This is a genomic window from Micromonospora sp. BS32 (assembly GCF_059089345.1).
Genome location: NZ_JBSSHR010000026.1, coordinates 19,909 through 41,049, shown reverse-complemented (window position 1 = coordinate 41,049; position 21,141 = coordinate 19,909). Strand labels below are relative to the sequence as shown.

The window sequence follows — 21,141 nt, the reverse complement described above, 5'->3', positions numbered from 1 at the left end:
TCGCTCCGGTACTTGGATTGCGAAGGTTTGTTCGCGATGCCGTCCGTGGAGTATCGCTGGCCGTGGGCAGCGGAGAATCCTCCAGTCGGCGGAAATGATCATCCGATCGTCGCAGGCCTTGACAACGATGCTTAGGCGTCCACTTGGGCCACATCTCGCTGGGTCTATGCCGCTATCGGTCGATCATGAACGGCCACCTCCGAGGCGCTGATGTCGTCTGAGCAGCCATTCCGGCGATCAACTCGATGATGGCGGCTCGTCGGAATCGGACAGAAGCGGCTTTGCGCGTCGAAGGCGATCAGGGCTGAAGTAGCCCACGGGCGAGACCATCCGCCATGAGCTTCACCAACGTCTCCCCAAGCTCTGAGGCCTGTCGGATAGTCGACTCGAAGGCGTCCAGCCGCCGGAACGCCGCCCCGTGTGCCCGCTGCTCGTCCAACGCCAGCCGCCGCACCTGCGCCCGCCGGATGTCGAACCGCAGCGTCCCCGACAGGCTCGACGCCTGCTTCTCGTTCGCCGATGTCCGCAACTGCCCGGCCAGGAACCACGCGTCGAGGGCCGCGGGGTTGGGCCGCAGCAGGTAGAGGTTCCGCCCGAGCAGTGTCCCCTCGGCGGTGACCACCCGGGCGGTGAGCTGCCGAGCGATCATCGGCACCACCACATCCCCCACGGCGAGCGGGATCTCCTGCCCGAACCGGTCGTCGATCCGACCGGACGCCTCCGCGCCGGCGAGGACGTCCTGCACGCTGAGCACGGGCGGCCCGTCCGGCGACGGCTCCGACGTGCCGGCCCGGACCGGCCCGATCAACTGCAACGCGCCGGCCCGCGCCAGCTCACCGACGGTGAGGTAGAGGCCTTCCACCCCGTCGGGTGCGGGCGTGACCTGCGGCATCAGCGCCGACAGGTCGCCGACGACGGCGGCCAGCCGCTCTCTGGTGCGTACCAGATGCTCTCCGGTCGCCTCGCCCCCGACGGCGGGTTGCCGGCGGGCGGGGGTGAGGTCGACCTCCTCGTCGAGCAGGTCGATCACCGGTACCGCGCGCGCGAACCCGACCTCCTCCAGCTCGTCGTCGGGCGCGGCGGTGAAGGCCCGCCACGCGGCGAGCACCCGCGCGGACAGCGCGCCGAGGTCACCCTCCGCGGCGTCGACGAGCAGCGCCCGCGTCGGTGCGGTCGCGTCGGTCGCGGCCCGCCGCAACACCCACAGGTGCAGGGGTACGCCGTGCGGCGCGGCCACCCCCGACGGCAGCGCGATGACGGCACGCAGGTGGCCCTTGCGCAGCAGCTCGCCGCGGATCCGCTTGCCGGCGCGCCGGCTGGCCACCGTGGGCGGCATCAGCAGTACAGCGTGCCCGCCGACCCGCAGGTGGGCGAGGGCGTGCTGCACCCAGGCCAGCTCCGGCTCGGTACGCGGGGTGGTGCCGACGATCCAGCGCGGATCGTGTCCGAGCTCCTCGTCGCCCCAGTTGGTGACACCGAACGGCGGGTGGCAGACGACGGCGTCGACGGTGCGACCGGCGAACGCGTCGGCGCGCAGCGAGTCACCGACGTGCACCTCCCCCGGCACGTCCCGCAGGGCCAGCCACAGCCCGGCGAGCCGGGCGAGGTCCGGGTCGAGCTCCTGCCCGTACGCGGAGGTGCAGCCGCCGCGGACGGCGGCCCGGAGGATGGCGCCGGAGCCGGCGGCGGGGTCGAGGACGGCGCCACCGGCGACGCCGGCGAGCCCGACCATGAGGTCGGCCAGGTCATCGGGGGTGGCGAAGGGGCGGCCCGGGCCGGGGGCGGAGAACCGTTGCCACAGCCCGTCGAACGCGCGCTGTGGGCCCAGCTCGTCGACCAGGGCGTCGACGTCGGGCAGCAGCGGCGCGAGGTGCGGGTCGGCCTGCCGAGGGTCGGGGCGTTCGCCGCGTTGTCGGGCCAGCAGCAGGGCGGCGACGCCGGCGAGGCCGGCGGCCGGTGAGTCGCTGGCGGCGGCGAGGCGTCGCCAGAGCCGGTCGGCGGCGGAGACCTCGGGGAGCTTGCCCTGACCGCGGAGCCACTGCTCGACCTGGATCAGGTCGAACTCGGGGCTTGCCGGGGTGCCGCCCACCGGGGCGGGGAAGTCGGCGTGCCGTTTGCGCCAGTTGCTGACTGCGGCGCGACCGACCCCGGCGAGCCGGGCGATCTCCGCAGCCGTGATGGTCGGTGTCTCCTGCACCTCCGCAGTGTGTCACACCCGTCAAGCATCATGTGTGTTGACAGCCTTCACAGACGATGCTCTCATTGACGTCGCCACAGCAATCACTGGAGGAACACGATGCGCAAGACCAACACCCTCGCCCTGATCGCCACCGGCCTCGTCGCGCTGGGCTGCGGCTCCGGCGCCACCGACACCAGCAAGAGCTCCGGCGACAGCGGCACCGACGGCGACACCCCGGCGAAGACCGCCAAGGTCGGCCAGGCGGCCCGCGACGGCAAGTTCGAGTTCACCGTCAAGTCCGCCAAGTGCGGGGTCGCGAAGGTCGGCACTTCGATGATCGGCGACAAGGCCCAGGGCCAGTTCTGCCTGATCACGGTCAACGTCAAGAACATCGGCAAGGAGGCGCAGACCCTCGACGGCAGCAGCCAGAAGGCCTACGCCGCCAATGGCACCGAGTACTCGACCGACACCGAGGCCGGCCTCTACGCCAACAAGGACGGGAGCACCTTCTTCGAGGACATCAACCCCGGCAACCAGGTGACCGGCGTGTTCGTCTTCGACATCCCCAAGAACGTGAAGCTCACCAAGCTCGAGCTCCACGACTCGGCGTTCTCCGGCGGCGTTGACGTCGCGCTCGGCTGACCTCTCCCCCTCGGTTCCCCGGGCGGACGCCGACCCGTCCGCCCCAGCTGTTCGCACCCCCACCTTTTCACAGAAGGAGCGCCGCCATGACCGACCAGAACACCCCGACGCCACAGGACCAGGCAGCGCATCCCACCACGAACCTGTCGGCTGTTCCGGTAGGCGAGCAGACCGCTCAGAGCGGGCCGCAGGAGCTAAATGCCGAAGGGTCCGAGAATGGACGGCGGCGTCTCCCCTTGATCGGCGCGGCCGGCGCTGTCGCCCTTCTCCTGGTCGGTCTCGGTGTCTTCGCAGCTACTCGCGGCGATGAGCCGTCCCCCGCCTCCGCCGAAGCGAAACAGCCGTTCGTGACGGCGAAGGAGAAGTGTGGGACCGCCACCTCCGGAGGCGCAGAACTGGGCGATGAAGGGAAGACCCTCACGCTGCACGGCGACGGCAAGGAGGCCTTTGGTCTCAGCTACTCCACGCTGGAGTGCTACTGGTCGGAGCTCGACATGCCGGACTCGGTGAAGGCCGAGGTCGGCGCCACCCGGGCCCTCGACGGGCGGCAGGCCGGTGACTGGGGTGACATCCACGCGTCGTGGAGCTACCACCCGGACAGCGGCCTGCAGATGATCCTGACCCTCTCCGACTGATTCGTTCACGTCATCAAGTTCGTAGCTTCCGAATCCCGTTCCTCTCCGGTCCGGCTGCTCACGGTCCGGGAACCTCCCCTGCCTGGAGACGCCCATGTCCCTCGCCCACCCGCACGGCACCCGCCGCCCCGTGATTGGTGCCCTCCACCGACGGCCGGCGATCCGCGTGTCCGGTGTCCTGCTCGCGACCGTCCTGCTGGCGCCGGCGCTCTCCGGCTGCGGCGACGACGAACGCGTTGCCGTACCGGCGTCCGCTTCCCCGAGCGCGTCCAGCTCCCCCAGCCCGTCGCCCACGCCGAGCCCCACCCCCGAGCCGGACCAGGACGGCGACGGCATCGCCGACTCCGCCGATACCTACCCGGACGACGCCAAGAACACGCCGCAGCAGGCACCCTTCACTCTGACCTGCTCCCTCACCGACGACTTCAACGAACGCGACACCTACACCATCACCACGACGGGCTCCGAGGGTCGCGCCGACTTCACCCCGATCTGGGCCAGGAAGCCGGTGTCCTGCGACACCGAGATGGCGATCCACCCCGTCACCAAGGCGGAGAAGACCGCATTCAAGACCTCGAAGTACGCCGAGGACGACATCGCCACGCTCTACGAGATGTGTGCCGGAGCGGACCCGGACGACACCTATGCGGAGGCTGGATTCGCGGCGAGCCCCACACAGATCCCGGAGATCAACGCGGCCCTGGTCCTCTGCCCGAAACACCCGCAGGCCGCGAAGTGGCGGCAGGCGGTCAAGCGCGGCCAGGCCGACGCGGACCTGACCGCGCAGGGCCGGCTCTTCGGTGAGGGCACGTTCCGGGTGGGCAAGGAGATCAAGCCCGGCACGTACGTCACCACCGACGTCGACGGGTGCTACTGGGAGCGGCAGAACAGCTCCGGCGGGATCATCGACAACTACTTCACCAACGCCGCCCGTCGCGTCCAGGTCACCATCCGATCCTCCGACTACGCCTTCAGCTCAAAGCGGTGCGGTGAGTGGCGCCCGGTCCGATGAGGCCACCACTCCGAACCCGGCAGTCCATCGAAAAGACGTCAGGAGGCGTCGTGCGTCCCGATGAGTTCCTTCGCGCCCTGTCCCAGCTCCCCGCTCCCCTGCACGACCGCGCCGTTGCCCTGCGCCCGCACACCCGGCGCACCGGCTGCGACGACTGCCAGCGCATCGGCGACGCCGTAAACCTCGCCCTCACCGCCGCCCACTACGACGAGCTGACCTCGGCCGCCGACCTGCTCCACACGGCCGAGCGGCTCGCCGCCGACCACGGCGAACACGCCGGATCGGACCCGCAGCGCGGGCGGGGCCGGGTGGCCCGCTGGGCGGGGACGTCCGCGCCGCTGGTGGCCGCGACCGACGCCAGATGGAAGGGTCGCGCCGGCGGCATCGGGTACGTGGTCAGCGACGGCCACTACGGACTGCTCGGCCGGGGCACCGGCCGCCTCGACCCCACCGGCGCCTCCCGGGTGCTGGTCGACGAGCTGCGGGCGGTCGACTACCTGCTGACCGCCTCCGACGACCCGCCAGCCGGCATGACCGTGCTGCTGGACAGCCTCGGCGCCCTGCGTTACCTGCACCGCTGGCAGGCCGGTGACACCGCGGCGATGCCCGCCGGCTACAGCCTGCGGCAGCGCCGCTGGTCCGCCCAGCCCACCCTGGTCCGGCTCGCCGGGCTGGTGGCCCGCCGCCCGGATCTCTCCTTCGCCCACGTCAAGGGGCACACCGGGCACGCGCTCAACGAGGCCGCCGACGGCCTGTGCCACATGGCCCGCCGCCGCCGCGAGGAGTCCTTCGACCTCCCCCCTCGCGCGTACGCCCTGGTCGACGCGTTCCTGCGCGACTGGCACGCGAACGCCACCGTCTGACCGCGTCACCCGGGCGGCGCGACCGCCTGATCCGTCTGCGACATCAGCTCCACAGCGACCGGCGACCACCGCCGCAACTACCGACAGCTTCCACCGCTCATCCCGGGCGGGCCGACCAGCCGGTCGGCCCGCGGACACCACGCGCCTGGAGACGACCATGAACCAGCCCCCGCAGCCCACCGCCACTCCCCTGGTCGAGCTGATCTTCGACCGGCTGGCCACCGACGACGCATCCACCGACACCGCCGAGCTGGTCCTCGCCGCGCTCACCGCCGAGGACGACCTGGCCGCCACCCTCGCCAGCACTCCCACCCGCCTCGACCCGCACACCCCTGCCGTCGACGACGGGCCGGCGGAGAAGATCTGGCTGTCGTCGGTGACCGTCGCCGGGTTCCGCGGTGTCGGCGAGGAGCGGACCGTCGAGATCGGACCCGGGCCCGGCATCACCCTGGTCGTCGGCCGTAACGGCTCCGGCAAGTCCAAGGCACACGCCCACCACGCCCTGAACGAGGCGGCCGACAGCCTGGCGCACGTGGCGCGCCGCCGGGTCGAGGAGTCGTTCGACGTACGCCCCCGGGCGCACGGCCTGGTCGAGGCGTTCCTGCGTGACTGGCACGTTGCGCTGCCGGCCTGACCGCCGATCCATAGACAAGAGCAACTTCACAGAGTCGCCGCACCACCACCGCCGGCCAACCGGCACGAGCCGGAACCGCCGGCACCGCACGCCCTCCCCAAGCCCGCATCAGCACCCGTCGGAGGTCGCCTGATGAACCGCACCGAACCCCTGATCGAGCTGATCTTCGACCGGCTCGCCACCGACCTCGTACCCGATGACACCGCCGACGTGGTCCTCGCCGCGCTCAGCGGGGAGGCCGACCTGGACGCGGCGCTCGCCGGCGAGCCGATCGCCTTGGAGCCGCAGCGTGCGGCGGCGGACGTGCCGCGGGAGCGGATCTGGCTCTCCTCGGTCACCGTCGCCGGGTTCCGCGGCGTCGGCGAGGAGCGGACCGTCGAGATCGGACCCGGCCCGGGCATCACCCTGGTCGTCGGCCGCAACGGCTCCGGCAAGTCCAGCTTCGCCGAGGCCGTGGAGCTGACCCTGACCGGAGACAGCGCCCGCTGGGCTGACCGCAACAGCGTCTGGCGTACCGGGTGGCGCAACCTGCACGCCGGCGACCCGTGCCGGATCGCCGTCGAGCTGCGGGTCGACGGGGTCGCCACGCCCACCCGGGTGGTCCGCTCCTGGCCATCCGGGGCGGAGCTGGGCGAGGCCGAGGTGACCGTCACCAGCGGGCGCGGCAGCCACAAGGACCTCGCCGAGCTGGGGCTGGCCCGCCCGCTGGAGCTGTACCGGCCGTTCCTCACCGCCGCCGAGCTGGGCCGGCTCACCGCCGGCACCCAGAGCCAGCTCTTCGACGCGATCTCCGCGATCCTCGGCTTGGAGGCGATCACCGACGCCGACCGCCGGCTGATGGCCGCCGCGCGACCGATCGACGCCGCCATCAAGGGGGTACGCGCACAGCGCGCCGCCCTCGCCGCCACGCTGGCCGAGATACCGGACGACCGGGCGCGCCGGGCGGCGGCGCTGTCCGCCGCGATCCGCCCCGACCTGGCGGCGCTGACCGCGATCCTCGACGAGCCGGTGGAGCCGACCACGGACGAGGCCGTGCTGCTCAGCCGGCGGCTGGTGGCGATGCGGCTGCCCGACGCCGACGAGGTGGCCGGGCTCGCCGGGCAGCTGCGCGCGGCCGCCGCCAATGCGCGCCGGCACGACGGCGGGCGCTCGCGGGCGTCGCTGCGCAGTGCCGAGCTGCTCCGGCTCGCGATCGAGCACCACGACGACCGGGGTGACGGGCCGTGCCCGGTCTGCGCGACGGGCAACCTCGACGGCGACTGGCGCACCAGCGCGGCGGCGTCCCTGGCGGAGCTGCGCGACCGTACGCTGGCGGCCCAGGCCACCGCCGCTCGGCTGACCGCGCTGCTGCAGCGGGCGCACTACCTGATCGACGACCTGGACGTCCCCGGCGGCGGCGCCGCGGGGGTGCCGGTCGACGGGCTGCACGCCACCGCGGCGGCGCTGCGGCACGCGCCGGGCGGGCCGGAGGAGCTCGCCGATCACCTGATCGCGCGCTACCCGGCGGTGATCGCGGCGGCGCAGGACGCGCAGGCGTACGCGAAGGGTCTGCTCCGCCAGCGCGACACCGGCTGGCAGGCGGCGGCCGGCGAGCTGCGGGCCTGGGTCGAGGCGGCCCGAAAGCTTCCGGAGCGGGAGCGGGCCCTCGCCCGGCTGAAGGCCGCGCGGGCCTGGCTGAGGGCGACCGGGGCGGAGCTGCGCAACCAGCGGGTGGCTCCGTTCGCGGAGCACTCGCAGCGGATCTGGGAGCAGCTACGCCAGGAGAGCAACGTCGAGCTGGGCGCGATGACCCTGGAGGGCGCGAACACCCGGCGGCGGGTGGTGATCCCGGTCAGCGTGGACGGCGCCGACAACGGCACGGCCCTCGGCGTGATGAGTCAGGGCGAGATGCACGCCCTCGGGCTGGCGACGTTCCTGCCGCGCGGCTGCGCGCCGGAGAGCCCGTTCCGGTTCATCGTGGTCGACGACCCGGTGCAGAGCATGGACCCGGCCAAGGTCGACGGGCTGGCGCGGGTGCTCGCCGAACTGGCCGAGCAGCGGCAGGTGGTGGTCTTCACCCACGACACCCGGCTGCCCGACGCGGTGGAACGGCTCAACCTGGGCCAGGCCCGGATCATCGAGGTGACCCGCGCCGAGCGGTCGGTGGTGACGCTGCGGCCGGGCTCCGACCCGGCGACCCGCTACCTTGACGACGCGTACGCGCTGGCGCGCAACGAGGAGATCGCCGCCGAGGTGCGCGGCCCGGTGGTGGCGGAGCTGTGCCGCTCGGCGATCGAGGCGGCCTGCCACCGGATCGTGTGGCGGCGGCGGGTGGCCCGCGGGGTGCCACACGACGAGATCGAGGCGGCCATCGTGGACGCGTCCCGGCGGCTGACCACCACGGTCGCGTTGGCGCTCTTCGACGACCCTGACCGCGGCGGTGACGTGCTCGGGTATCTGAGCCGCCGGCACGGGTCGCGGGCGGCGGACGCGTACAAGGCGTGCAAGGAGGGCGTGCACGGGGCGTACCTCGCGGACCTGCCCGGCCTGGTCGCGGACGCCCGCCACCTCGCGAAGGCCCTGTCGTGACCGCCGGGGTGACCCCGCCGACGCCCCAGCGCTGCCTGGCGGCGGCCGACCAGCTGCTGCGCGGCGCCGGCCCGCTCGGCGCGTCGGCGATGACCGCCGGCTGGTGGCCGCGGGCCTGCGCCTGCCTGATCCGGCTCGCCCTCGAAGGCGGCATCGACGCCTATTGGCGACGGACCAGGCCGGCGGTGGCGCAGTGCCGGCAGGGTCGGGCGAAGCAGCTGATGCTGCGCGGACGCCTCGGTCCCGGCGTCAGCGTCGCGCGCCGCGTCGCGTTCGCGTGGGCAACCCTGTCGGCCGCCGCCCACCACCACTGCTACGAGCTGGCGCCGACCGCCGCCGAGCTGCGTCGCCTGCACACCGAGGTGAGTGGCCTGCTCACCCAGCTTGACGGAAGAACGGAAGCCGAACGATGACGTACCCGCAGCCCGGTCTTGACCCCACCCGCCCGCAGCCGCCGGTCTCCGGCGTCCCGGGGCCGTACCCGCCGGTGTCCGCCGTTCCCGGGCCGCACCCGCCGGTGTCCGGACCTCCCGGCGTGTACCCGCCGGTCCCGGCTGTGCCCTACCAGCCCGGCGGCTACCTCCAGGCTGCGCAGCGGGTCGCCGTGCAGCCGCCGCTGACCTCGGGCATGGCGACGGCGTCCCTGGTGCTCGGGATTCTCGGCGTGCTCGGCGGCTGGTGTTTGTTCGGGCTGCCCTGCATCCTGGCCGTCATTCTCGGCCACCTCGCCCTGCGGGAAACCCGGGACGGCACGAGGTCGGGGCACGGCATGGCGGTCGCCGGCCTCGTCCTGGGCTACGTCTTCGTCGGCCCGATGATCGCCTTCACGGTCATGGCGTTCTTCGGCAGCGTCGTCGGCGCGGCAACCCCGACCCCGACTCCCTGACCTCCGTCCTGAGCCGGGCGAAGCAACGAGTCCGACACCGGCCGCCACCGTGGCCGGCGAACGAGGCGCCATCGAGGCGCCGGAAGGATAGGTACGCGATGTCCCCGGAGAACAACGATCCCACAGTGCTCGTTCCGTCCGCTGAGCTGTCCCGAAGGGAGACGGGCTGCGTCATCACCGCGCGTTGGCACACCGAGACCGGTCCGACCAGCATCACCGGGCCGGATGAGGTCGTCGTCCGCGTCGCCGACGATGCCGCGCCCGAGGTTGGGGAACGAGGCATTACGTCGGAAGTCCTGCACCGGATCGGACGGCAGGTCGACGACATGATCACCGAGTTCAACGAGTTGCCGAGCGCCGGGGCGTACCAGGTGATGGTACGGCGGTACATCGACGGACGGCTCGCCGAGCTGGCCCGGGTCCGGGGCGCGACGGCCGACGGTTTCGAGTCGGATCTGCTCGCCGTCTTCGCGGACCTGACCGGACGCGGGAACGCCGACCCGCTCGGGTTGCTCGCCACGGCCACCGGACGGTCGCGGGAAGCCCTCGACCGGCTGCTCGACGCGGCCCGCCAGCGGGACGGCCACGGATCCGCCCGTTGACGCGGCCCGGGGTCGCTACGACACGCCCTCACTCAGGAACACCCGATCGAACTCCGCTTCCGTGTAGAGGGCCGCGGAGCGCAAGTGCAGCGGCTCCCCCACCGACTCGAAAGCCCGCAGCGCCGCCTCGACCCCGGACCGCAACACGTCTCCGACGTCGTCACCCTCGACGTACAGGGTCACGGTCACCTGCGGACCGTGCGTAGAGGCACTGAAGCTCGGGCACAGCGGGGCCAGCCGCCCGCCGGCTTCGTCCGCCCGGTAGTCGTCCACCGGCTCACCGCTGGCGGTGTCCGTCTCGATCATCACGTGGTAGCCCACCGGCAGCCTCCTCACGGGCCGTGTAAACGGCGTTGGTCCCCGGAAACGACGAAAGGCCCCGGAGGGGCCTCACACAGGAGAAGATCATAACTCGGCATCTCGGCGGCGATGTCCCCAAACCGCGGCGAATTGAGGTGCGGTGCGCGGCGCGGCGCTCTACGGGTTCCGCCCGTGACGATCGACATCGCGAGCTTGGCGGACCGGCCGGACCTCGCACCGCTGCTCGACCAGGACTTCGACGGGGCGTGGCCGCAGTTCATGCTCTGGGACCCGATGGGCGCGGTGTACTACAACGTCGCCCACGACCTCTACCCCGAGTTCGTGTTCGCCGCCGTCGACTCCGTCGAGCCGGGTCGCGCGGTCGCCCGGGCGTACGCCGTGCCGCTGCGCTGGACAGAGCCGGAGCTTCCCGACGGCGGCTGGGACCGGGCGATCCAGCGCGCCGCCATCACCCGCCTCACCGGCGCCACCCCGAACATCGTCTCGGCCATCGAGATCTGCATCCGACCCGACCGGCGCGGCGCCGGGCTCTCCGCCCTGATGCTCGCCGCCATGCGGCAGGCCGTCGCCAAACTCGGCTACGACACTCTGGTCGCCCCGGTCCGCCCGAGCGGCAAGCACACCCGGCCCGACCTGCCGATGACGGAGTACGCGGCGCAGGTCCGCGACGACGGCCTGCCCGTCGACCCGTGGTTGCGGGTGCACGTGCGGGCAGGCGGGCGGATCGAGCGCGTTGCCACCCGGTCGATGATGATCAGCGGGACGCTCGCGGAGTGGCGCTCGTGGACGGGCCTGCCGTTCGACACCAGCGGGCCGGTGCACGTGCCGGGGGCGCTGGTGCCGGTGCACTGCGACGTGGCGCACGACCACGCTGTCTACGTCGAACCCAACGTCTGGGTCCGCCACCGGCTGTAGGTCAGACGCCCCTCGACGGCGCCTGACGGGCGGACCCCCGGCGCGACAGGGAACTCGGCGCGTTGACGTTCGCGTTGTCACTCACGCTGAGCCCCAGCCGCTCGACCAGTTCACCCCCGAGCCAGCTGGTCACCCCGGCGAGGATGATGCCGGCGAAGCTGCAGATCAGGGCGAGGGCGTTCGGATCCCAGTTGTCCGCGGCCGCCCGCAGCAGCCAGCTCACCGCGAACAGCGCCACGACGACGACGTTGCCGACGCCGTGCACGGCGCCGACCCGCTTCGCGCGGGTGCCCGCGGGGATGGACCGCCAGTCGATCAGGCCGAAGACCGCGGCGACGAGACCGCCGATGACGCCCGCACCGATCGTGTACGCCGCCGAGATCTGAAAACCCACCCGATCCGTGATCAGGTAGAGGATGTCGAAGATCACCGAGGTGGCGAGCAGCCCCAGCGGGAACACGATCAGCATCGGGTGGATCCCGTGACCCATCGCCTTGGCGCGGCTTTCCATTGCAGTCCTCCAGTCTCCCCCAGGCGGGTGCGGATTCCCCTCGACGTCGTCGCTACACCTTTTAACCGGCGCCAAGGCCCAACCGAGGGCATCTGCGGCGTACCGCCGGCTCAGTGACGGTGCCGGTCGGCGGACATTGCCTGCAGGGTGGGGCGGCGGACCACGGCGATCCGGCCGCCCCGCGCGCGGATCGAGGTCCGGCCCCCGCGCCGGCGGCGGACGGTGAGGTCGACGGTGGCGCGGCCGACCTGTACGCCCTCCAGGGTGAGGTCGGGCAGCCACTCGGGCAGGTGCGGGTCCACGAAGATCGTCCGCAGCGTCGCGGCGGGGCGCAGCGCCAGCAGGGCCTGGATCAGCGCGATCACCGAGCTGGCCGACCATGCCTGCGGCGAGCAGGAGTCGGGATAGATGCCGGGGTGCGGATGGGTGGCGTCGCGGGGCAGGCCGCTGAGCACCTCGGGCAGCCGGTGGTCCTCGAAGAGCGCCGCCGCGGCGAACATTCCCTCCGCCAGCCGGTGCAGTTGCGGCCAGCAGCCGTACCGGGCCAGGCCGAGACCGATGGTGCCCGCCTCCACCGGCCAGACGCTGCCCCGGTGGTAGCTGAACGGGTTGTACGCCGGATGGGCCGCCGAGAGGGTACGCACCCCCCAGCCGCTGAACATGTCGGGCGCGAGCAGCCGGCGGGCCACCACGGGCGCGATCCGGGTCGGCACGATGCCGGAGGCGAGCAGGTGGCCGTCGTTGGAGTTGACCGACCGCACCTGCCGCTTGTCCGGTCCGAGTGCCATCGCGTAGCAGCCCTGATCGGGCATCCAGTAGGCGCGGTGGAAGCGGCGGCGCAACGCGCGCGCCCTGGCCAGCAGGGTGGCGCCGAAGGCGGGGTGGCCGGTCGCGGCGAACACCACGGCGGCGTGCCGCAGCGCGGCGTACCAGTAGGCCTGGAGTTCGCTTGTGGCGATGGGGTTCGCCACCACCTGTCCGTGCTCGTCGACGATGGCGGTGTCGGAGTCCTTCCACCCCTGGTTCTTCAGGCCGGAGCGGGCGCGGCAGTGGTACTCGAGGAAGCCGTCGTGGTCCGGGTCGCCGTACCGGTCGATCCAGCCGAGGGCTCGACGGGCCGTCGGCAGCAGCTCCCGGACGGTGTGCAGGTCGCCTGTCCAGGCGAGGTACTGCCCGAGGAAGACCAGGAAGTCCGGGGCCGTGGACCAGTCGCCGTGGTAGTGGGTGAACGGGTTGATCCCGAGCACGGACACCGGCCCCAGGCGGGCCTCGTGCAGCGGCTTGCCCGGCTCCTCGTCGCGCCGGTCGTCGACGCGCTGCCCGAGGTGGCGGGCGTTGAGCCGCAGGCTGTCCCCCAGCATCGTCGGCCCGGCGAGCAGGGCCTGCCACGACGCGGTCATCGTGTCCCGGCCGAAGATCTCCTGGTAGATCGGCAGCCCGGCCATCGGCGCCGTCGGTCCAGCCGGCTCGCCGAGCGGGAGGACGGCCAGGTCGTCGACGGCGCACCGCCAGGCGGCGGTGACGTCGAAGTTGGTGCTGCTCAGCCGGGTGAGTTCGCGGGTGAGGCGGGCGCGGGCGGTGGCGGCGAGGTCGTCGGGTTCGGTGAAGGTGGGCGGGGGCGCGGCCAGCCGCTGCCCGTCGAAGACGGGTTCGACGACGAGTTCCACCCGGCTGCTCCCGCCGGGCGGCACCGCGATGTCGACGGCGAGCGACTGATCCTCGTACCGCACCGTCGCGTCGGCGCGTACCCGGATCGTGACGGCCCGGTCGAGGTCGTCGCGCAGGTAGGTCAGGAACAGTTCCTGGCCGTCGGGGTCCCAGGTGGCGTCGGTGTCGCCGCGCTGGAGGCGGTGACCCGTCTCGGCCTCGCTGGTGTCGGCGAAGTCGGCGGCGAGGTGGATCCGCATCCGCAGGGTCAGCGACTGCTGGGCGTAGCTCACCACGGTCAGCCTGGTCCGCAGCCCCTCGCCGACGAAGCGTTCCGTCAGCAGGTAGGCCGCCCGCCCGGGCAGCACCTCACCGTCGCCGAGTTCGGCGTACGAGAGCTGGGCGTGTGCTCCCACGTTCGCCGTGCTGAACGGGACCGGCTCGCGGCCGTCGATCGTGAGCCGCTCCGCGCTGAGCACTCGGGTGTTGCGGGCGAAGAAGCCCTGCGGGTCGGCGCCGGTGATCCGGCCGCGTACGTCGGTGACCAGCGTGCTCCACCCGCTCGCCACGTAGAGCAGATCGGGGCGGACGCGCAGGTTCCGGACCCCGCTCATCGGCCGCGCGGCCGGCGCGACGGCACGTCGACGGGGGCGGCCCGGGCGCGGTGACCGGGTGCTGCCTGCGCGGGTGGCATCGGTAGCACCCCCTGCTCTGCGGTGACGGCCCCGCCGTGGGCCGGGTCGGACAGGCGTCCTTACCCGCTCGCGCGGCCCGTACACGCAGCGGTTTCACCACGATGGGTCACGTCCACGTTTCGCCTGGTGACGGCCGCGTGCAAGATGCGGTACGGGTGTTGACTGAGGTGTGATGCACGCCATTCAATGACCAGATGGCGAGGCGTCTCGCCGGAGCGTCCCTGAACACGGACCGCCGGCAGGGCCACGTCAGCCGATCTTCCCGAGCGCCGCCTGGAGCAGTGGTCAGGGTGCCGTGCGTGCGATGGACAGTGTGATGAACGAGCGGCGTCGACGGATGCTGTTCAGCGCGGCGCTGCACGTCGTCTCCAACGGGGTCGCCGTCGTCTACTGCCTGCTGACCCTCGGCGAGGCACACCGGGTGCCCATGCTCGCCGCCTACGGCTCCGGCATCGCGTGCGGCATCGCGGGTCTGTGGGCGGCGAAACGGGTGACCACGAAGGCGTGGGGGTACCGGATCTCGTTCACGATCCTGCTGATCGCGCTCTTCATCGTGGCGATCGGCGCGTACTGGGACGGCGGCGCCGCCTCACCGGCGGCCCTCGGTTTCGTGACCACGACCGTCTTCGTGGCCAGCCACACCCCCCATCTGCGCCTGATGATGGGGCTCGAGGCGCTCACCCTCGGGGCGTACCTCGCCGTCGCCGCCACCGGCCGCCCGGCGCCGCCCGGTCACGTCTTCATCTACGTCGCGGGCATGGTGGTCCTGACCTCGGTCTGCTCCACGCAGACCCGGGTGCTGGCGCGGCAGCGTTCCCAGCTGCGCGCCCTCGCGTCGCTGGACCCGCTCACCGGGGCCCTGAACCGGCGCGGTCTCGCCGAGTTCACCAGCCACCTGTTCCGCACCGGCTGCCGCCCCGGCCCGTCCCTGCTCTGCCTGGACCTCGACGACTTCAAGCTGGTCAACGACCGCCTCGGGCATTCCGCCGGCGACGAGTTGCTGCGGCGGACGGTGGCGGCGACGCGGGAGGTGCTGCGCGCCGGGGACGCCATCGCCCGCATCGGCGGCGACGAGTTCGTCGTCGTCCTGGTCGACGCCGACGAGGCCACCACCCGGACGGTCACGACGCGGATCGACGCGGCGGTACGCCAGCACGCCGACATCAGCATCGGCTCGGCCACCGCCCCACACGACGGCAACACCCTCGACACCCTGATGCAGGTCGCCGACCAGCGCCTCTACCGGGTGAAGCGGCAACGGCGCGGGGTCGGTGTCTCGGTGGTCAGAACGTCGCGGGCGTCCAGGCCGCTCCCTTGATCCCGGGTGGCTCGCTCAGCCCGGGGCTGGTGGGATGCCAGCTGGCGCGCCACCGCTGGGGAGGCAGCGCCAGGGTGGCACACACCTGGTGTGCCAACGCCTTCGGTGTGCGCCCGTGCCAGGGGGTGTCGACGAACACCTGATGGTCACCGAGTCCCAGGGCGACCCGGAACAGCGTGGGATCACGGTGATTGTTGCCGGCCCACTGGACGACGAGGCCGTGGGCGAGCAGTCGGTCCCGGTCCATCCCGGTCAGGACCAGACGTCCCGCGGTCCGTTCCGCCGTCTCCCAGGAGTGGTCGGCGGCCACCCGGGCGACCTCCACGTCGTACGCCGCGGCGGCGAAGGAGGCGCGGCGGCTCATGGGGACCTCGAGCGACCAGTCCCAGTGCACCAGGTCACCGTCGCGGGTGATGGTGACGTCGGTCGAGCCGCAGCCGTAGACGCCACAGTCGCAGCGGGCGATCGGGACGGTGTGCGGTTCCGACGTCGCCACCAGGTGGTTGGTGGGTACGAGCAGCTCGTACGGGTCCATCCCGAGACCGGCCCCCGCCGCGGTCATCTCCCGGTCGTTGACGTGGACCTGGACCTGGAAACCGCTGCCGGCAGGGGCGGACTCGCGGGTCACCGCGAGGCGCAGTACGTCGACGCCGAGCCGACGGACGCCCGCCGGGCCGTGCCCGGTGTCGGCATCCCAGCGCGCCACCGCGTCGTACAGACGCTGTTCGGCGTACCCGTCCCCCTGCTCCGTCACGCCGCCATCATCGACGAGGACGAACCGTTCCGCACCGGTGTTTCGCGCTCGCCGGCCTCCGCCCGTACGACCGAAAGTCGCTTGCCGGGCACGGTGGGCTCCGGGAGGGTGTGGCCATGACGTTCTGATGGACAGCACCCCGTAGCTCCCAGGCTCCACGGCGCCGACCGGTGCCGTCATGCCGTCCGTCCATACCGTTTCCCGAGAAGCGAGCGTCCTTGTCTCCGCAGCACTCCCGGCAGGATTCCCTGCCGCAGTCCACCCCGGCCACCGTGACCGTGTTCGCCTCCCCCACCAGTTGGATCGAGTCCGATGCCCTCGCCCAGTGCCAGCAGGTGGCCGCCCTCGACGGCATGATCCACGTCGCCGCGATGCCGGACCTGCACCCGGGCAAGGGCGCCCCCATCGGCGCCGCCATGGCGTCGACCGTGTTGTATCCGTTCCTGGTGGGCTCCGACATCGGTTGCGGCATCGCCGTGTTCCCGATCAGGCTCAAGCGCGCCGTACCCGAGAGGCTGGCCGCCCGGTTCCCCGACCTCGACCGCGCGCTGGACCCCGAGCGGGACGCCGACGACCCGGCCTGGGCCGTCGTGGCGGGCGATGTGCCCGCCGGTCACCTCGAGGGCCTCGGCACGGTCGGCCGGGGTAACCACTTCGTCGAGCTGGCGCGGATCGAGACCGTCTTCGAGCCGAGCCACGCGAGCCGTCTCGGGCTCGACGTCGGTGACCTCGTCCTCATCGTCCACAGTGGTTCCCGCGGGTTGGGCGAGCGGATCCTGCGGGCGCACACCGAGGTCCACGGCGCGGGTCCCGCCGCCGATCCCGCCGCCTACCTGGCGGCGCATGACGACGCCGTACGCTGGGGATCGCTGAACCGGCGGCTGATGGCCGCCCGGGTCGCCCACGCCCTGGGGGCCGAGCCCACCGAGCCGATCGTCGACCAGTGCCACAACCTGGTCGAGCTTCGCGACGGGAGCTACCTGCACCGCAAGGGCGCCGCGCCGGGTGACGGCCGCGACGTGCTCATCGCCGGTACGCGAGGCACCCGTTCCTACCTCGTCGCCGCCCACGCCGGCCCGCAGGCCAACCATTCCGTGGCGCACGGCGCGGGCCGCAAGATGTCGCGCGCCGACGCCCTGCGGCGGGGCCGGGCCAAGCACACCGTCGACGAGCTGCGCCGCACGCCGGTGGGGTCGCTGGTCGTGTGCGGCGACCGCCAGCTGCTCTTCGAGGAGGCGCCGACGGCCTACAAGCGCATCGAGCAGGTGATCACGGACCTCGTCGACCACGACCTGGCCACGCCCGTGGCCACCACGGTTCCACTGGTGACCTACAAGACGGCCGACGTCGGTTCCGCGCCCCGCCCGGACCGTCGGGAGCCCCGCCGCAAGCGAGGTCGGCCGTGACCGTCCACCTGCTCATGTCAGCCGGGCGTGGCCCGCAGGAGTGCGCCTGGGCGCTGGCCCGGCTGCTGCACCGACTGGAAGCCGACGCCCTCCGTCGGGATCTGACGACCGATCGTGTCGAGACCGTTCCCGGTGACCGGCCCGACACCTACCGATCGGCACTGATCCGGATCGCCGGCGCCGGGGCCGAGGCGTTCGCCGCCTCGTGGACGGGAACCCTGTGCTGGCAGGCCGCCAGCCCCTACCGGACGAGCACCGGCCGGAAGAACTGGTACGTCACCGCCCGCCCGTGCCAGGTCGGCATCCCGGCCACCACGTTCGCGGAGGCGGACGTCGACATCGTCGGCTGCCGTACCGGGGGCCCGGGCGGTCAGCACCGCAACAAGGCCAGCACGGCGGTACGGGCGACCCACCGTCCCTCGGGCATCGTCGTCGTGGTCGACACCGAGCGGCAGTTCAGCCTCAACCGGCGCATCGCCCTGCAACTGCTGCGCCAGCGCATCGAGGACGGCGACGAGGCGGCGCGGCGCGCCGTCACCACCGCCCGGTGGCACATCCACGACCAGCTCGTCCGCGGCAACCCCACCCGCGTCGAACGTCCCCAACCGGCGGAGGACGACACGGCCCCACAGCAGCGACGGCGGCGGCCCACCCGGCCACGCCTGCCGTGACCACGTCGCCTTGTCCGAACCGCTGGCTCGCAGGAGGCCATGTCAGGCGGCGCGGCTACGATCCGGCGCATGATCCAGGATCTGCTGACGGCTGCGGCACACGGCGACTACGACGCCATCGACGAGCTGGAGAAGATCGCTGCCGCTGGGCCCGACAGGCTGGCCCCGCACCTGCACCAGCTGCTGGATCTCGGCATCGTGTGGCCGCCGACGCTGTACCGGGCGGCCGACAGCGGCGTGGTCCAGCGCGTCATCGACCGCGTCGACTGCGGCCGGCATGACGCTGAACTGAACCACCTGCTGCTCGTTCTCGCCCACACCCGTGACCCGCTCGCCGAGGCCGCGTTCCGACGCTGGTCCGCGGTACCCCCGCCCGGCACGGACAAGCTCCACGTCGCGCCGCTCGAATACGCCAAGCAGGGCGGTTGGACGCTGCACCCCGATGGCACCCGCCGCGAGCTGTGCGGGCCGGTCGCCTACCGCCTCGTCCCGATAGCCGCACCGCAGGTGGCAGGGGGTGCGACATGCCCATGGTGCGACTCGCCGCTGTGGCCGATCCTGAACCTCGACACTGGCGATCCGCGAGCCGCCCAGGCACTGGCGCACACCGGTTGGCAGGGACGCCTGCGAATCACCACCTGTTCCCTCTGTGCCTGCTACACCACGCTCTACAGCCGGGTCACGCCGGACGGAGGGTCGGTCTGGTCGCCGCACAACTCGCCGCCGAGTTACCTGCCCCGCTCAACCGAGGACCCGCCGGCCCTGCTGCCCACCATCGGTGAGCCGCGGGCCACCCCGTACCAGGCCAGCGCGTGGGACGAGGGCGGCTCCACGCTCGGCGGCCACCCCCAGTGGATCCAGGATGCCGAGCACGCCGACTGCCCGGCATGCGGCCAGCCGATGGACTACGTCGCCCTGGTCGGCGGCGCGGATCTCGACTTCGGCGAGGGCGCCTACTATCTGCAACTGCACGCCCCATGCGGCCTCGCCGCCGTCTGTTACCAGCAGAGCTGACGGCGCTCCCCCGAGGTCGAGACACGGCTCAGCCGATGGTGGCCAGTTTCGGCAGCACCTCGTCGCCGATCCGCCGGGTGAACTCCACCGGGTGGCGGTCCGGCGTGACCTGCACCTCGGTCACCCCGAGCGCGGCGTACTCGGCCACCTCGGCGAGGAACCCGTCGACGTCTGCCAGCGCCGGCCGGGACACGATGACGGTCTTCTCGATGCTGTCGTAGTCGCGGTCTTCGGCGGCGCAGTGCCTCCGCAGCACGTCCAGCTTGTGCGCCACCTCGGCGGGGCTGGTGCCGAACAGGTTGCAGGCGTCGGCGTACCTGGCCACCAGGAGCAGGGTCTTCTTCTCACCGCTGCCGCCGATCATGATCGGCGGGTGCGGACGGCTCAACGACTGCGGTGAGTTGAGCGTCTCGGCGAGCTGGTAGTGCCGGCCGTCGAACGGACCGTCGTCGTCACTCCACATCTGCCGGAAGATCCGCAGCGTCTCCTCCAGCCGCTCGAACCGCTCGGCCATCGGGACCACGGGTACGCCCAGGCCACGCTGCTCCCGCTCGTACCAGGAGGCGCCGATGCCCAGTCGGGCCCGGCCGCCGGAGAGCACGTCGAGCGTGGTCACGATCTTGGCGAGCAGCCCCGGGTGCCGGTACATCACCCCGCTGACCAGCACGCCCAACGTCATGCGCTCGGTCTTCGCCGCGACATAGCCCAGGGTGGTGTACGCCTCCAGCATCGGCTCCTCGGCCGGAGCCAGCGCGTCCATCTGGAAGTAGTGGTCCATCACCGTGAAGGACGCGACACCGGCCTGCTCGGCGGTGACGGCCGTCTCGGCCAGGGTCGGCGCGATCGCCGCCGGGTCCGCCGGCGTCGAGTATGTCCAGTAGTGCAGCCCGAGCTTCACTGTCGGCACCTCCGCACCGAGCCTAGTGGTCCGCGGCGCATCCGGCCCGCGGTCCAGGGACAACCAGACGGAACAGCGCAATCCGGGCGCACCGTTCTCTACACGCGGAAACTCCACCGCCCCCACGCTGGTGCCGGGACTATCTCCGCACTGCCCGGGTACCCGCGGCGCATGGGTAGCCACAAGCAGAACAAGCACGACAGCGGCGGCGAGTCGGCCCGCGCGGGGCGGCACTCGGGCAGCGGCGCGGCAGGCCGCCAAGGCTCCCCGGTCGAGCATTCCCCGCACCAACGGCGTGATCGCACAGCGACCGGGACGTCGGGCACCGAACGCGACCAGGACCGTTCGAAGGTGGACCGCGAAGGGCGCGTCCAGCGGCAGGGCAACGCCTGAGCGAACATCTCACCGGCCGGGCGGGCCGGCCAGCCAGCGGTTCAGGGCGGCCGGAGAGCGGAACAGCAGCACCGGCGGCCCGGACGGGTCGGCCTGCCAGGCCCGCATCCGGCGGCGGGCCCGGCCGAACGCGGTGAGGTGCCACAGCAGGATCGAGTCCCGGGACAGCACACTGCCCAGCGACTCGCGGTTGCCGTTGCAGATCTCCTCGGCGGTCCACAGCCGGCGGAGGGTGCGGCGCAGCAGCCGGCCGAAGGAGCGCCAGCGCGGGTAGTCCAGGCCGACGACCAGGTCGGCGCGGGCCAGTGGCACGTCCCGCCATCCGTGGTACGCCCCGTCGAGGATCCAGCGATCGCGTCGGCAGATCGCCTCGATCCGGCTGCGCTGCTGCGCGACCGGCACCTCGACCCAGCCGGGCTGCCAGAGCAGTTCGTCGACCGGATGCCACGGCAACCCGAGGCGCTCGGCCAACCGCGCCGCGAGGGTGGACTTGCCGGCCCCGTACACCCCGTAGATCAGGATGCGGGACGGCGCGTTCATCGCGGCAGCGTACGCCGGTGGCGCAAGGGGTTGCGGG

At 72.4% G+C, this 21,141-nt stretch carries 21 protein-coding genes; 14 read left to right on the top strand and 7 right to left on the bottom strand.

The window, feature by feature from the left end:
* Positions 1 to 298: 298 nt before the first annotated feature.
* Positions 299 to 2,197, bottom strand: a complete 1,899-nt coding sequence (locus AC5RWQ_RS27330) for an N-6 DNA methylase (RefSeq protein WP_494285506.1) — start codon at positions 2,195 to 2,197, stop codon at positions 299 to 301.
* Positions 2,198 to 2,296: 99 nt separating this feature from the next.
* Between AC5RWQ_RS27330 and AC5RWQ_RS27325 the strand changes: the two genes are divergently transcribed.
* The 9 genes from AC5RWQ_RS27325 to AC5RWQ_RS27285 all read left to right on the top strand — a co-directional run bounded on the left by AC5RWQ_RS27325 (position 2,297) and on the right by AC5RWQ_RS27285 (position 10,021).
* Positions 2,297 to 2,821: a DUF4352 domain-containing protein gene (locus tag AC5RWQ_RS27325; protein ID WP_494285505.1), complete on the top strand. Its 525-nt coding sequence runs from the start codon at positions 2,297 to 2,299 to the stop codon at positions 2,819 to 2,821.
* 86 nt (positions 2,822 to 2,907) lie between these two features.
* Positions 2,908 to 3,456, top strand: coding sequence for a hypothetical protein (locus AC5RWQ_RS27320; RefSeq protein ID WP_494285504.1), 549 nt, complete (start codon positions 2,908 to 2,910; stop codon positions 3,454 to 3,456).
* Positions 3,457 to 3,622: 166 nt separating this feature from the next.
* Positions 3,623 to 4,468: an Rv1352/Rv1906c domain-containing protein gene (locus tag AC5RWQ_RS27315; RefSeq protein ID WP_494285503.1), complete on the top strand. Its 846-nt coding sequence runs from the start codon at positions 3,623 to 3,625 to the stop codon at positions 4,466 to 4,468.
* Between the two features lie 50 nt (positions 4,469 to 4,518).
* Positions 4,519 to 5,331 (top strand): ribonuclease HI, encoded by an 813-nt coding sequence (locus AC5RWQ_RS27310; RefSeq protein ID WP_494285502.1) that lies wholly within the window; start codon positions 4,519 to 4,521, stop codon positions 5,329 to 5,331.
* 157 nt (positions 5,332 to 5,488) lie between these two features.
* Positions 5,489 to 5,965, top strand: a complete 477-nt coding sequence (locus tag AC5RWQ_RS27305; protein ID WP_494285501.1) for a hypothetical protein — start codon at positions 5,489 to 5,491, stop codon at positions 5,963 to 5,965.
* 132 nt (positions 5,966 to 6,097) lie between these two features.
* Positions 6,098 to 8,533, top strand: a complete 2,436-nt coding sequence (locus AC5RWQ_RS27300) for an AAA family ATPase (RefSeq protein ID WP_494285500.1) — start codon at positions 6,098 to 6,100, stop codon at positions 8,531 to 8,533.
* Positions 8,530 to 8,946, top strand: coding sequence for a hypothetical protein (locus tag AC5RWQ_RS27295; protein ID WP_494285499.1), 417 nt, complete (start codon positions 8,530 to 8,532; stop codon positions 8,944 to 8,946). Before AC5RWQ_RS27300 ends, AC5RWQ_RS27295 begins: the two co-directional genes overlap by 4 nt.
* A gap of 143 nt (positions 8,947 to 9,089) precedes the next feature.
* The gene (locus AC5RWQ_RS27290) at positions 9,090 to 9,419 is read left to right on the top strand and encodes a DUF4190 domain-containing protein (protein ID WP_494285498.1); all 330 of its coding nucleotides are present in this window, start codon (positions 9,090 to 9,092) and stop codon (positions 9,417 to 9,419) included.
* A gap of 98 nt (positions 9,420 to 9,517) precedes the next feature.
* The gene (locus AC5RWQ_RS27285) at positions 9,518 to 10,021 is read left to right on the top strand and encodes a hypothetical protein (RefSeq protein WP_494285497.1); all 504 of its coding nucleotides are present in this window, start codon (positions 9,518 to 9,520) and stop codon (positions 10,019 to 10,021) included.
* Positions 10,022 to 10,036: 15 nt separating this feature from the next.
* Here AC5RWQ_RS27285 and AC5RWQ_RS27280 read toward each other — a convergent pair whose 3' ends face one another.
* Positions 10,037 to 10,342 (bottom strand): hypothetical protein, encoded by a 306-nt coding sequence (locus tag AC5RWQ_RS27280; RefSeq protein WP_494285496.1) that lies wholly within the window; start codon positions 10,340 to 10,342, stop codon positions 10,037 to 10,039.
* Positions 10,343 to 10,513: 171 nt separating this feature from the next.
* On the opposite strand from AC5RWQ_RS27280, the gene AC5RWQ_RS27275 reads away from it, so the two are divergent.
* Positions 10,514 to 11,257, top strand: a complete 744-nt coding sequence (locus AC5RWQ_RS27275) for an N-acetyltransferase (protein WP_494285495.1) — start codon at positions 10,514 to 10,516, stop codon at positions 11,255 to 11,257.
* 1 nt (position 11,258) lies between these two features.
* Here the strand turns inward: AC5RWQ_RS27275 and AC5RWQ_RS27270 are convergent, their stop codons facing one another.
* The gene (locus tag AC5RWQ_RS27270; protein ID WP_494285494.1) at positions 11,259 to 11,768 is read right to left on the bottom strand and encodes a DUF2231 domain-containing protein; all 510 of its coding nucleotides are present in this window, start codon (positions 11,766 to 11,768) and stop codon (positions 11,259 to 11,261) included.
* A gap of 110 nt (positions 11,769 to 11,878) precedes the next feature.
* Entirely contained in the window at positions 11,879 to 14,029 is a 2,151-nt protein-coding gene (locus AC5RWQ_RS27265; protein ID WP_494285493.1) for an amylo-alpha-1,6-glucosidase, read from the bottom strand.
* Between the two features lie 385 nt (positions 14,030 to 14,414).
* Here AC5RWQ_RS27265 and AC5RWQ_RS27260 point away from each other — a divergent pair, with 385 nt between their 5' ends.
* On the top strand, positions 14,415 to 15,428 hold the full coding sequence (locus tag AC5RWQ_RS27260; RefSeq protein ID WP_494285492.1) for a GGDEF domain-containing protein: 1,014 nt from the start codon (positions 14,415 to 14,417) through the stop codon (positions 15,426 to 15,428).
* Here AC5RWQ_RS27260 and AC5RWQ_RS27255 read toward each other — a convergent pair.
* Positions 15,394 to 16,182 (bottom strand): hypothetical protein, encoded by a 789-nt coding sequence (locus AC5RWQ_RS27255; protein WP_494285491.1) that lies wholly within the window; start codon positions 16,180 to 16,182, stop codon positions 15,394 to 15,396. The two genes, AC5RWQ_RS27260 and AC5RWQ_RS27255, sit on opposite strands and share 35 nt — an antisense overlap.
* Positions 16,183 to 16,400: 218 nt before the next feature.
* Here AC5RWQ_RS27255 and AC5RWQ_RS27250 point away from each other — a divergent pair, with 218 nt between their 5' ends.
* The 3 genes from AC5RWQ_RS27250 (at position 16,401) to AC5RWQ_RS27240 (ending at position 19,273) form a co-directional block, all read left to right on the top strand.
* Complete coding sequence (locus AC5RWQ_RS27250) at positions 16,401 to 17,588, top strand: RNA ligase RtcB family protein (RefSeq protein ID WP_494285490.1); 1,188 nt, start codon at positions 16,401 to 16,403, stop codon at positions 17,586 to 17,588.
* The gene (gene prfH / locus AC5RWQ_RS27245) at positions 17,585 to 18,259 is read left to right on the top strand and encodes a peptide chain release factor H (protein WP_494285489.1); all 675 of its coding nucleotides are present in this window, start codon (positions 17,585 to 17,587) and stop codon (positions 18,257 to 18,259) included. The genes AC5RWQ_RS27250 and prfH overlap by 4 nt, the downstream gene beginning before the upstream one ends.
* A gap of 69 nt (positions 18,260 to 18,328) precedes the next feature.
* Positions 18,329 to 19,273, top strand: coding sequence for a hypothetical protein (locus tag AC5RWQ_RS27240; RefSeq protein ID WP_494285488.1), 945 nt, complete (start codon positions 18,329 to 18,331; stop codon positions 19,271 to 19,273).
* A 28-nt stretch (positions 19,274 to 19,301) separates the two neighbouring features.
* On the opposite strand, the gene AC5RWQ_RS27235 is transcribed toward AC5RWQ_RS27240, so the two are convergent.
* A complete protein-coding gene (locus AC5RWQ_RS27235; RefSeq protein WP_494285487.1) occupies positions 19,302 to 20,180 on the bottom strand; it encodes an LLM class F420-dependent oxidoreductase in 879 nt (292 codons plus the stop codon).
* Between the two features lie 393 nt (positions 20,181 to 20,573).
* Positions 20,574 to 21,104: a P-loop NTPase family protein gene (locus AC5RWQ_RS27230; protein ID WP_494285486.1), complete on the bottom strand. Its 531-nt coding sequence runs from the start codon at positions 21,102 to 21,104 to the stop codon at positions 20,574 to 20,576.
* Between the last annotated feature and the right edge of the window lie 37 nt (positions 21,105 to 21,141).